This window comes from Streptococcus sp. CCH8-C6 (genome assembly GCF_001557225.1).
GTDB lineage: Bacteria > Bacillota > Bacilli > Lactobacillales > Streptococcaceae > Streptococcus > Streptococcus sanguinis_C.
This window is the reverse complement of record NZ_LSJN01000025.1, coordinates 1-211: the sequence shown is the minus strand read 5'-3', so window position 1 is coordinate 211 and position 211 is coordinate 1. Positions and strand designations below refer to the sequence as shown.

Genomic DNA, 211 nt, shown 5'->3' with positions numbered 1-211 from the left:
CTCAGGGCCATTATCGCAACGGATAGTTGCCGGACAACCTCTGGCTGCTATTAGTTTTTCAAGCACCCTGATTACCCGCATCGATGGCAAAGATGTATCCACTTCAATGGCCAATGATTCACGGTTAAAATCATCGATCACATTAAACAAGCGGAACTTTCTTCCATCCACTAAACGATCGCTCATAAAATCAATACTCCATGTTTGATTC

Annotated in this window: 1 protein-coding gene; it reads right to left on the bottom strand. The window is 43.1% G+C overall.

Annotated elements, in window-relative coordinates; translation table 11 throughout:
• Positions 1 to 211, bottom strand: a 211-nt coding sequence (locus AX677_RS03060; protein ID WP_156445978.1) for a DDE-type integrase/transposase/recombinase, incomplete at both ends; no start/stop codon positions are given.